Annotated in this window: 4 protein-coding genes; 1 reads left to right on the top strand and 3 read right to left on the bottom strand. The window is 60.4% G+C overall.

What is annotated here, in order from left to right; translation table 11 throughout:
- Positions 1–234: 234 nt before the first annotated feature.
- Positions 235–669, top strand: a complete 435-nt coding sequence (locus tag G5S35_RS09660) for a hypothetical protein (protein WP_181441098.1) — start codon at positions 235–237, stop codon at positions 667–669.
- On the opposite strand, the gene G5S35_RS09665 is transcribed toward G5S35_RS09660, so the two are convergent.
- The 3 genes from G5S35_RS09665 to G5S35_RS09675 form a co-directional block, all read right to left on the bottom strand.
- Positions 653–2,389, bottom strand: coding sequence for a ShlB/FhaC/HecB family hemolysin secretion/activation protein (locus tag G5S35_RS09665; RefSeq protein ID WP_183038252.1), 1,737 nt, complete (start codon positions 2,387–2,389; stop codon positions 653–655). The two genes, G5S35_RS09660 and G5S35_RS09665, sit on opposite strands and share 17 nt — an antisense overlap.
- Positions 2,390–2,924: 535 nt before the next feature.
- Positions 2,925–3,335 (bottom strand): hypothetical protein, encoded by a 411-nt coding sequence (locus G5S35_RS09670; RefSeq protein WP_183038253.1) that lies wholly within the window; start codon positions 3,333–3,335, stop codon positions 2,925–2,927.
- Positions 3,335–12,421 (bottom strand): hemagglutinin repeat-containing protein, encoded by a 9,087-nt coding sequence (locus tag G5S35_RS09675; protein WP_183038254.1) that lies wholly within the window; start codon positions 12,419–12,421, stop codon positions 3,335–3,337. The genes G5S35_RS09670 and G5S35_RS09675 overlap by 1 nt, the downstream gene beginning before the upstream one ends.
- Between the last annotated feature and the right edge of the window lie 111 nt (positions 12,422–12,532).

Consider the following 12,532-nt stretch of genomic DNA (forward strand, 5'->3'; position numbering starts at 1 on the left):
ACTAGCGGCAAGCGCAAAGTCAAACTGAACGTCGTATAGCAAGGGAACAGAGCTCGTCTACCATGATCTAATACCACTTTTCCTCGTCAGAGCATTCAATAGATACGATTCTGCAGCCAGGCAGCTGAGGACGCCGCTTTGCCAGCGGCGAGTTCAGGTATTTACGTCAGTCGCAACTTCCCAGCCGGAAATGTCGTTGCGGTAGCCGCTTGTCCCGCTTGGTATCAGTACGCAATGCAGTTCGTTTCGATTGTCGAAACCGATGAGGATATTATCGCCCTCGCGGGCGCGGGCCATCACCTTATTTTCCCGAAAATAAAGACGGTGTTCGGATCGCGTTGGATGCTTCCTCCGAGCGTCGTACCAGGTGACTTTTGCTCTGTCAGTGATGGCCTCCCCCCTCAACGAGAAGACGGCCTCTCGTTCAAAGCTCTCCTTTCCGAATATCTGCTCGAGCTGCGCGACACCGTTGAACTCGTGCTGATGGGACTTCCGCGGGTCAGCTTCGGTTGCCGAGAGCAGCTTGATACAGGCGCTCCTCAAGACAATTGGTCTATCGCTCATCTGCCGTCTCCCCGCCAGCAATCGCCGGACTTTCTTGCCTCGTTTGTTTGCTCATGCGATATCGTGCCGATCACCGGCTTTTCCATCTTCAAAATTGCCCGGTGAACTGAAAACCGAGCGTAATCCTCGATGCGGGAAAATCAGACGGCGCATATATCGGCGTTCCTGCAAACACATCATAGCCATACGTACCCAAACCCGTCGATATCGAACCCTTCAGGCCGATGGCCGCGCCCGAAAGTTGCGTACCGGCGAGGTACGCGGTTGACGGCCCCCAAAGGTGGCCATAATCGATGCCGGCGTAAAGAACCTGCCCCGACTGGCCGAGCGGATATTGGAGTTCGTTCCGCCAATAGAAGCCTTTCTCAGCTGCCAGCATCGTCTCGCCGCTGAAGCCTCGCACCGTGTAACGGCTGCCGATCGTCAGGTCGTCAATGTAATTGAACTGGTCGTTCGTGAACTGCCCATGCACGGTGCCGACGTAGCGAAGCGTCTGTCCGGCGACCGCGAACGGCACCGAGAGGTTCGCGTCGAGCATAGCCAGGTGAAAGTAATAGGTGGGGCCGTCCGACGAGTCTGGCATCGCCCCGAGCGCACCGATACCCTGACGATAGGCAAGCGTACCGTCGAACTGCGCTGCGCCGAAATAGTGACGATTAGTCAGCCCAGCTTCGATGAACGTGTTATCGCGATACTGCTGAGGTATTTCAGTATCCTCAATGAAGCTCGCGCCGAACCGCTTGATAAGCTGGAGCTCGATACCTGACTTGTCGCTCTGGCTACGGTAGAAAACCCGCTCCAGTTTCAGGCCCGCAGTCTGCGCGTTGCCGCTCGATACGAAAGTCTGGTTAACCCCGGCAATCTGCTGGTAATAAGTATTCGTATAGCCGTAGAGCGTACCGGTCCAATAGCCCCAAGGCACGGAGTATGACGCGTTCCACCCGTGCGTCCCCAGTGAATGATCGCCGAACTGCAAATCCTGGTTGTAGCCGCCTGAGAGAACGTCGTTCAGGCCGAGAAGATTGTACAGCCCGAGCGTCACACTACCGAGGTAGCCCCCTGTTTCGCGCGTCCCCGAGTTATCCGCCGACACGACGAGCGACCACGGCTTTGTACGCTTGACGGTCACTACGACATCGCTTTCGCCGGGCGAGGCACCGGGAACGATCTGCATCGCTGCGTCCTGATTCGGCACCCGTTTCATCTGCTCGAGGCCCTGCTCAAGGTCGCGCAACTGGAGCACGTTTCCGTCCCTAGTGGGAAATGCGCTTTTTAGAGTGCCGCGCGTATCAGCGTCGGCGAACTCCAGGTTGCGGATTACGCCAGGCACGAGAGAGAACTTCAACGTCCCCTTCGAGAGGTCCTGAGTCGGAAGCAGAACGCGCGTCGTGACGTAGCCACGACTCAGAATGACTCTTTGCAGCCCCTTGGTCAGCAGATCGAGGCCCTGTTTGCCGACGCATTGCCCCTCGTAGTGTCGAAGCCAGTCGTGCAGGAACGCGAACGGGTCCATGGGCAACGCGGACGCCCCCTTTACGCGAGCGACCTCGGGCAGCGTATCGGGGACGTCAACCGTGAACGTGTTGATCTGAAAGCACGGCGTCTCGACAGGCAGGACGGGGTACTCTCCCACTGCGGGCGCAGTCGAGCGGACAACGGGTGCGGCGATGGTCGCCGCGCGCTGCTGTGCGTCGCGGCGCTGCTCTACCTGCTGTTGCTGTTCGGCGTTCGTGCGAGCGGCTGCGTCGGGAGGGACTTGCGCGTGGACGGCGAGAGGGACGAGAACCGCGAGCGGCAACCCCGTAAGTATCTTTTTATTTTCCATTACTAATTTATTTATGGCAGGCGCCCACCTTTTTTACGCTACGCCTAACGATAATTGGGCAGCTATTAGCCACCCCTACGCCCTACGTCCTTCTAAAATCCGGGCGCGCTCCGCCAATGCACACAATCAGGAAAGGCATCGCCGTTGAGAAACGCAGCAAATAGTTCGACGACTTGGTCCGTCGTAAACCACTCGTCGGATCGCATCACAATATTTCCCGCTCTAAACACGAGAACAGTCCGTCCGGCCTGATCGGGCTTGGTTTGTCGTGATACGCGCGCTCGCGCGTATTGGTTCCGTTCTCGTACCGCTCAACCATGCAAGTAACGCCGCCACCGGCCACCTGTATGTAGTTGCCGTGGTCGTCCGTCAGCGACGCGTACGAGGATGGGCCGTAGCTTCTGAGAGACTTCAACGCCGAGCGGAGCCGAGTAGCACTAGGCTAGGCCAGTTCGGCCTTCCCTTCAATCTGGAAAATCACTATGACTCCAGCAGTGAGCCCGGCTACCATTGCTCCGGCAATCGCTAGACCAGCTCAAAGATTTACGGAAACGAGAGCGCATTTCTCTGATGCTTCGAGCAGGAATCTATGTAATTTAGCTAGTTCGTCAATTGCGTCACTCGGGGCTACCGTAGCAGTAATCGAAGATCCGTCAGGTAGCCGCCGATACACGAATTCGAAAGGTTGCTCGTGCCCGCTTCGAAGCTGGCCAATCCTCTCGCCTATCGAAGCAGCAATTTCCTTCACAACGTCCTGGCCAGCCTCGTCCTCTTCGAATTGGTCGAACATCGTGCCGTGCGCTGCATTGAAGTCACGCCAGAAACCTGTCGCAAATAGCCATTCAGACAATGCGCCGGAGAGCCGAAACTCAGCTCCTTCGGCAACTTGAAACTCAGACGACAATCCTACGAACGTCGATTCTCTCATCCGCATATTCATCACCATCAATTCTTTGGATCGGTATTATTGTAGTGCGTTAAGGCTTGACGAATGCCAGACGGTACGCCTGTCTGAGTCGTCTTGTTCGCCCCAACAAGCGGCACGTTGTTCGGCATCGGGTTTCCACTTTGGTCTAGGTACTGTCCGGCGGCATTTGTTACACGATAGTAATTCCCTGCGTTGTCGTAGACGACCGAGTTGCCGTTCGTAGGGTTGGTATAGATCGTCTTGCCAGAATTAGTGTATGAAATTTCCGGATTCGGTCCCGCGATGTTAGCGACCGTCTCAGACAGAGAACCTGATGACCAGTTGCCGCTATTTGCTGCGGCACGGGCGGCACCGCTCGGATTACTCACAGGTTGAGTTGGTGCGTTTCCGGCTCCATTGTTTGCGCCACCATTGTCGTCCCCCGATGACAGAGTCGCATTAGATGGCGTACCGCCGGATGCTCCGGGCGTAGCAACCGGCGGCGATACTACACATGCGCCACCGGGACCACATGCGACGACTGGAGGCGTTACTACCGCTCCCGCCGTACCGGACGGCGTATTTCCGCCATCATTCGCCTGTACGAGCGGGTTCGGATCGGCTGGAGGATTTTGGCCGTTATGCGCCTTGATCTGCCCGATAACGCCACTGACGGTCGAGGAAATCGTATTTTTTACGGCTTGCCGTCCCTGCTGAATCTCGTTGTACAAGTCGGCGGCCTGCTGCGTCAGGCTCTCGGCCTTTGCATTCGCGGCCTTGTTCTTGGTATCCATCGTCTGGTTGTACAGATCGACGTTCGAAGCCGCCGCCGCACCTGCCGAACCGCCAACCAGCGCGCCCGCAAGGTTCGCGAGGATATTGCCGGTTACATTCCCGATGATCGTCGAGCCCGTTGCACCGGCGACCGAATCGCTAACCGACTGCGTCTGGTCCGCGAGCTTGGACGAGAGCGCCGCCCCCGCAGCTCCGCCAATCGTCGTAAAGACGCCACCGCCGCCGAGGCCACCAATCAACGCGCCGCCAGCCGCTTGCAGCTCGGCGCGCAAGTTGCCGCCTTCCTTCCAGTTGTTATAGTCCGCGAGCGCCGCACTCGCCGCGTCGGGATCGCCGTTATCGACTGCCGTTTGCGCCGCCTTAAGTGCCGCGTCGCGCTTCGAATCGGCATACGCACCGATGCCCTGCGCCACGACCTGCCCCGCCGCCTGCGCTGCCTGCATCGTATCGGCCTGCTGCGACAGGAGATTGTTCAAGTTCGGCGTATTCGCGACCGTGCCGTTCGTATTGGTTGTGTCGTGACTGAGTCCTAAGACGTCCTGCGTTTGCACACTCTTATTCGTAATGTTGATCGTGCCCGTGCTGATCGCGCTAAGTGTGGTCGCGCTCGAATCGCCGTTCGAGTCCTGCGAAATCATCGGCACCACGCCACCCGTTCCGCTGACCGAGCCGGGTCCGGTTGCTTTACCTGTGTTACCCACGCCGACGCCCGCGCTGATACCGTTGCTCGCCGCACTGTAGTGCGACTTGTTTTCGATGTTGCTAAAGGTCAGCGTGCCAGTCGTGAGGTTATTCTGCGACGGATCGGCGGTGCTCGAAATGACCGCGCCGGTCAAGTTCGTATTGCCCTTGACGTTGATATCAAAACCACCGCTACCCGCCTGGATACCGGCCTGCTCATTGACCTGGGCGTAGTTCGAATCGGCGTGGCCGTTCTGCGCGCTAAAGCTCGCGCTGCCGCCGCCCTGGCTGATGCTAAAGCCGCCGCTCGTACTGCTCTGGTGCGCGGTGCTGACCGTCGTGTCCTGGACGCTCTTGACGTTGAGGTTACCGCCAACGTTCGCAGTTACCTGCTTGCCCGAGACGTCCGAGCCGATAACGTTCGTATCGCCGCCGCTCGAAATCGTGACGCTGTTCGCGCCCGTAACGTGCGAGTTGTTCTGGATCGCGGCGTCGCTGTTCGCGTCGCCGTGCGCGTTCGACATGGACGCGGAGACGCCGAACCCCTGGGTACCATACGACACGCCGACGCTCGCGCTGCTCGACTTGTTCGTGCTCGCGGTCGTATCGGTGTTCGTCGTATTGACAATATTCACCTGATTCTTCGCGGCGAGCAGCACATCGTTTGCGCTGACGTTCGAACCGGCAATCGTTACGTTGCCACTGCCCGGGGTACCGTTTCCGGTTGCGACGAATGCCGCAGTCCCGCCAGCCTGAACGGTCGAGCCTTTCTGCGTCGTCTGATCCTCCGTGAACGTACTCTTGCTCTGGCTCGAACCGAAACTCAACTGCACGGAGATACTCGGCGCGTTCGGCCCCGATGCGCCGCCCATCACGCCCGCCGCACCTACGCCCGCCATTGCAGCGTTGCCGCCCAAAGCGATCGCGTGGAGCGCCGTCGCGCGTCCGTCGCTGTTGCCGCTCGCGATAGCCTGACCCTGCGCGACCGCGCTGTTGATTGCGTCGCCGACGCTACCCCCGAGGCCGAGCGTAAAGCCGCTCTGGTGCATCTCCTGGGTTTCGTCGTGATGCGAGGTATCCGTCGCCGCGTTGATGGTCACGTTCGCCGCGGTGCCGGTAACGTTCTGCGCCGCGATGACATCGCTACCGGTTACGGTCAGGTTGTTGCCCGCCGTCATCGAAACGCTACCGCCAGTGCTACCGACGAGGCTCCCGTTATCCGTGACGCTGCTGTCGTGCGTCGTCGTTTTCTGGTCGCTCGTCCCGTAGTTGATACTCGCGCCGCCGCCCGAGAGCGCGCCGAAACCCGACTTCTGCTCCTCATGGAACGTGCTGCTCTGACTCGTATCCTGCGTCGTGGTAACGGTCAGGTCGTGACCCGCCGCGAGGCTCATGTCGCCCGTCGAGGCGACGGTCGATCCGGCGATGGTCAGGTCGTGGCTCGCATTCGCTGCGACCGTATTGCCCGAGACGGTCGAACCTTGCGCAATTGACTGCTGCGAGGTCGACGAATCGGTCGTCTTGGCGCTCGACAGGAAACCGGACTCGTTCGTATGCGACCAGTGCGACGCGTCGTGTTCCCCGGCGACCGAGCCGACGTTGATATCGCCCGTCGATTGCAGGCTGACCGCGCCGCCCGTTGCGCCATTGACGCCGCCGGTCGTGACCGACGATCCGAGCACCGAGAGATTACCCGTCGAGCCCTGGCCCGCCGCGAGGGTCGCGTTACCGCCCGCATTGATGCTGCTGCCCTGTACGCTCTCGTCGTACGTCGAGTCCTTATGCTCCGATATCTTGCCGCCCATCGACTGGCCGTTATACGTCGCGGCATCCTTCGCTGCGGTCACCGTCAGGTTACCCGCCGCGACCATCGTCGCATCGCCGCCAGCCTGTACCTTCGCATCGGTCAGCGTCGTATCGTTGCCCGAGACGGTCGTCAGGTTGCCACCCGCCGTGATCGTGCTGCCAACGTTGTGCGTTGCCGTCGCATGCCCGAACGCCTCGCCGTCCGTCATCCCGGCATCCTGCGTTGCCGTAAGGGTTGTCGTTCCAACGTTGATATCGTGGCCTGCCGCAATCGTCGCATCGCCGCCGGTCTGGATCGCCGAGCCAGTCAGATCGACGTCATGCCCAGCGATCAGCGTCGCGCTATTGGTCGCCGATATCGTCCCGACCGACTGGACCGCCATACCGGTAGCGGTCGAGCTGAACCCCGCATTGCCGGTCGTAACCGCCGCCTGCGCGACCGTGCTCTGGTTGATGATGTCGTTGCCCGCCGTGACAACCGTATCGACGCCGCCAATGCGCCCGCCAAGGTTCGAGACGTCCTGCACGGCCTGAACGGTCGTCGTGCCGCCGCTGCCGATGACGCCGCGATTGACGACGTTGTTGCCTATAACGGTCGTCGCGACGTCGCCCGCTACGTGGCCGCTATTCGTGACGTCGCCCGTCGCGTTGAGATCGACGTCTTTACCGGCCACAAGCGCGCCACTATCCTGAAGATCAACCGTGTTCGACTGCGCGAGGTAGAGCTGCGGAACGAGGACGGTCTGCTGCGTACCGTCGGGCAACGTAACCGTCTGGTTGACCAGCCACACCATGTCGGTCGTGAGCTCCGACATCTGCGCGGGGGTCAACGCCACACCAACGCTCAGGCCAAACGACTGCGCATACTGAACGCCGTTGTTCATCAGCGCCGTATATTCGTCGAGGTTGTCGGTGTACGAACCGAGGAACGTACGACCGGTCAGCTGCGTCACCTGGTTCATGACGAGCTGCTCCTCGTACATGCCGTCGCCGAGCCGCTTTTCGACGTTCTGCGGGTCAAGCCCCAGCGCGTTGAGCATATAGTCGCTCGAAACGAACTGCGTATAGCTCGTAAAGCGCGAATTCGTCTCGACCAGATACTCGGCGCCAGGCGCCGTGTTGTATGAATAGAGCGCGTTTTTGGGAAGGACTAGACCAGGAATCGCGACGCCTGCGCTGCCAAGCGTCTGCGGGCGCTTGCCGTTACTGACAACGCTGGCGCTCGCCTGCGGGCCGCTGCCTGCCCCGCTGACGCTGTCAAGCTGCATGCCTGTGGCGTCTCCGCCCGCGACGCCAGCACCCGTTACCGTCTGGCCCACGCGATTGACGGAGCCGATATTGATGTTCTCGGCGTCGGTCTCGACCGTCTGGTTCGACGTCGCAATCGCGGGCAGCGCGGCGACAGTCGTCGTCGGCAGCGGCACCGCTGTATCGTTGACGGTCTGCGTATCGTTGCTGCCACCCGTTTTCTGATGCCAGTAGAAAACCGAGGTATCGGTCTCGCTCCCGGTCTGCTGCAACACGACCCCGTTATCGTTGACCGAGCCACCCGTCGCACGACGAACGAGGTCACCGCCCGCCGCCATGGTCGACGAGTTGTTATTGATCGCGCCGCCGTCCGAATTGATACGGATCGCGCCCTGCGCCTGCATGAGCGCCGCTGTGCCCGCGTTCAGAAGCTGGTCAGTTGACGTCGTCGTCGTGACCGTGCGGCTCAGCTCAACGTAATCGTGGCTGTCGGTGCCGAGGTCATAGCGCACCTGGACCTGCGCCGGATTGATATTTACGTTCGGATTGTAGTCCGGATAAAAGCTGATCGTTACCGTGCCGTTCGCATTTTGAGTCAGGCTCTGGTAATACTGCGTCGGGTTATTCGTAATCGTGCGCGTCTGTGGCGTGCAGTCCGGGCAGTAGAGGTCCGTATAGTACGTATCGGTCAGCGCAGTCGTCAGCGAAAACGTCTGGTTACCTGAATTGATGTTCGTGACCTGGGATGCGGGCAGCGTCACCGTGAGCGGCTTCGAGAGCACCTGGATCGACTCGGTACCGACGGCCCCTGCCTTGAAATACCACTGAGGGTAGGTCACGCTCTCGTAGCTTCCGAGTTCGCTGATGGGGATACCCGCCGTCCACAGCGTCAGCGTCGAACCCGTCGTCGTAACCGGCGTACCCGCCTGCGTCTGGACGCCCGTACGGTCGTTATTGAGCGTGTGAGCGGCGACGTCGATATTGCCTGTCGCCTCGATCGTCGACGCACTATTCTCAATCGTGCCAGTCTGGTCGGCGAGCAGGCCCGTCGAATCGCGCGCGTTGTCGCGCGCGAGTTCCATATTGCCGCCGCTGTAGATCAGCGCGCCGTTCTCGTTGGTGATCGAATTCGACGCATAGACGCCAACGAAGGTGGCCCCGGCGATCACCGCCTGCGCGCCATTGTTGGTCACGTCGCCCGCATTGACGACAACGTTGTTGCCAATCAGCGCACCAGTATTTTCAAGCGTCGAGCTTTTCGTCGTGACGTTGTTGCCTTCTATGACGCCTGCATTGTTGATATCGTTCGCCGCGTTGACGGTCGTCGTCGCCGAATTCATGTGAGCGTTTGCGCCGTTGACGACTTTTCCGGCATTGACGGTCAGCGCATTGGCCGCCTCAAGGACCGAGTTGTTCGACAGCGTTCCCGGTAACGTGAACGTCAGATTATTGTCAGCATTAAACGACGACGTGCCGTCGTTGGTATAGTCGCCGGGCAGCGTTACCGAGAGATTGTTGCCTGCGGTCATTGAGCCGCCACCCGAAAGCGCACCGCTCATGCTGATATCGTGGTTCGCATTGACCGCGCCACCCCCGTTGGACATGGACGCGACCTGAAGCGAAACGTCCTTGCCACCCTCGATTTTCCCGCTCCCGTTGACCAGCGCTACGCCCGCCTGATCGAGGTTGAGCGACGTACCGCCGTATGCGAGACCGTTCGTGTTGTCGACCTGACCGGTTACTTTGAGGTCTGCCGCGCCTGCGGCGACGAGCTGGGCATTCGCATTGTTTTTCAGCGTCTTCGCGTCGATCTCGACGTCGCCGTTACCACCCATGACGCCGCCGGTATTCGCAATATCGCTCGTCGCAGCGATCGTCGTTTTTCCCGAGCCCGAATTCGTCAGGGTGCCTGAGGTATTGTCGACGCTCGATGCGGTTACCGCGAGCGTACCCACAGCCCCGTTCGCGGAAATGACACCGTTCGCGTTCCCGAGCGCACCACCTGCGGTTATGACGATATTGCCGCCAGACTGCGCCGAGCCGCCCGCGTTGTTGAAATCGCCCTGCGTCGTGGCGGCCAGACCCGTATTGCCATAAATCTGACCGCCGTTCGCGTTCGCAATACCGCTCACCGCGCTCACGTTAGCGCTCTGCTCCGCAGAAAGCACGCCGCCTGTATTGTCGAGACTCGCTGATTGCAAGTTCAACGCGCCGTTCGTCGCAATCTGGCCCGCGACGCTCGATAGCACACCCGGTGTCGTGATGGCGAGCGTGCCGGTGCCCGCGTGACTGACCGCGCCCCCATCGTTGTCGATACTGGCTCCGCTGAGTGTCAGGTTTGTCGCGTTCGAACCAACAGTCCCGCCTGCATTTTCGAACGCACCGCCGGCGTTGATTGTCTGGTCCGCTGTACCCGACTGCTGGATCGTACCGCCACTGTTGTTGAGATCTCCCGATGCCGAAACGGCGACGGTCGTACCAACGATCTGGCCGCCGTTGCCGTTTTCGATGGACGAACCAGAAACCGAGGTCGCCACACCGTTGAGCGCGCCCCCTTCGTTGTTCATCGCACCGATCGTCAGCGCGTTGAGCGCACCGCCTGCGAGAATCGACCCGGCGTGATTGTCGAGGGTCGTATTCCTGAGGGTCGCGTTACCGACGGCGAGAATCCTGCCCTGGTTTGCAAGGCTCGCGGCGCTCTCGCGGAGTGCGCCGTTCGTACCAATGGACCCATTAGCGTTGGAAATTGCATTCGTTGCAGCGACATCGAGAGCCCCCGTCCCCGCGTGCTGAATCTCGCCGTCGTCGTTAACAATGTTGCCACCGCTAACCGTCAGATTCTGCGCGTTCGTCGCGATGGTGCCGCCGGTATCGTCTAGCGTACCGCCCGCGCTAACCGTCTGGTCGGCGGTCCCCGACTGCTCGATCGTGCCCTTACGGTTGAGCAGATCGCCTGGCGTCAGGACGCTAACCTGCGTGCCGTCGATCTGGCCGGAGGTGTTGTCTATCGAAGCACCAGAGAGCGAGACGTCGGTTGCCGAGAACTGGCCACCAATATTAGAGAGCGCACCGCTCGCCTGGGCCGAGAGCGCTCCGCCAGCACTCGCCGAGCCACCATTGTTGCTGATACTCTGAGCAACAAGTGCGGCATTCCCCAGAGCTGAAAACTGGCCTGCATTCGAGATAGAGCCTGCCGAGAGGCTAACGTTACCATTGCCGCCAATCACACCGCCCGCGCCGTTCACGAGTGCACCGCTCGCGTTGACTGTCAGGCCGTCGGCGTTGAGCGAGAGAATCTTGCCTTCGGTATTGTCTACGGAACCCGCCTCGATGGTTTCCTGCCCGGCAGCCTGGAGAATGCCCTGCAGGTTGTCGAGCGCACCCGCCGTCTGGACGTTGAGCGTCGTGCCAGCGACGGCCTGACCGCCCGCGTTCGTAATCTGCGCAGCAGTGAGCTGCATAGCCGCACCGCTGCCGAGCTTCGCGTTGCCTGAGTCGAGCGTACCCGCGGAGTCCACCGTGAAGCTTGTACCTGCTGTCGCGTTCGCGCCGGAGAGACCCATATTGCCGCCGGTCGCCGTAAGCGCGAGCGCGCCTCCCGCCGAGACCTGCGCGCCCGAGAGATCGAGGGTCACGCCGTAGAGCGAAACTGTGCCCGGAGCCATGGTCTGGCCTGTCGCGGAGAGCAGGCCCGCTGACGTCACTGAAAGGCTGCCACCAGTACCAGTCGTGCTATCCGGGTTGATGCCTGCGCCGAGAAGGCCGCTCGAGGCAACGCTGGCCGCATTGATCACCGTGTTCTGCTGCGAGGCAATCGTTCCGCCATTCGTCAGCGCCCCCGACGAACTGATCGTACTGTTTTGCTGACCGTAAATTGTCCCGGTGTTTGCGATGCCTGCTGCGACGACACCGATGTTGCCGCTCGCGTTCATCTTGCCCGACTGCACAAGCTGACCCGCAGTCGTCAGCGTCAGGTCCCCCGCCTGGGCTGCGATTGTCCCGGCATTCGCGACGCCTACGCCGTTTTCGTTGCCCACCAGAATGATGCGGTTGGCGTACATGCCGCCGAGCTGTGCGACATCGATAGAGACGCCTGGAGCCGGGCCGCTACCCGCGATCGGTGTCGGATTGAGCGACGCATAGTCGATGCTGTTGGACCCGGTGACGACGTGCAACGTATTGCCGTAAATTGCAGCGTTGGCCTGCACGGCGCGCGACAGGAGGTCCACCTCGTCGATATTCGAGGCATTCAGGCCCGCGCCCTGCAGCGTGATCGTACCGCTCGTTACGTTAAACCCGGTGAGATTGCCGCCACTGTCAATTATCGGGTTGCCCGTTGTTAAGATGCCTTTCGATGTATTGATAAACCCGCCGCCGTCAACGACCAGACCCGAACTGTTTGCGATCACGACAGCAGCGGTTCTTGCGCCCGCGACCTCGACATAACCGCGCAATTGTGACGGGCTGTTGCTGTTCACCTGGTTGACGATAATCTTCGCGGCATCGTTCGCGCCGAAATTTGGATTGCCGTTAATCTGACCGGCGATCTGCGTACTGGTTATCGTGGGGGAGTTGGTTGGTAGATGTCGGCTCATTTGCGCCAAGAGAAGGCGAGCAATTATGTGCAGCGAGTTGACGACGCGCTGCGCGCGACAAGTCGTCGTATGTCACTGGATGATTGATCGCTTCACCTCGAGACGCGTGTG

Source organism: Paraburkholderia tropica, from assembly GCF_014171495.1.
GTDB classification, from domain to species: Bacteria; Pseudomonadota; Gammaproteobacteria; order Burkholderiales; family Burkholderiaceae; genus Paraburkholderia; species Paraburkholderia tropica.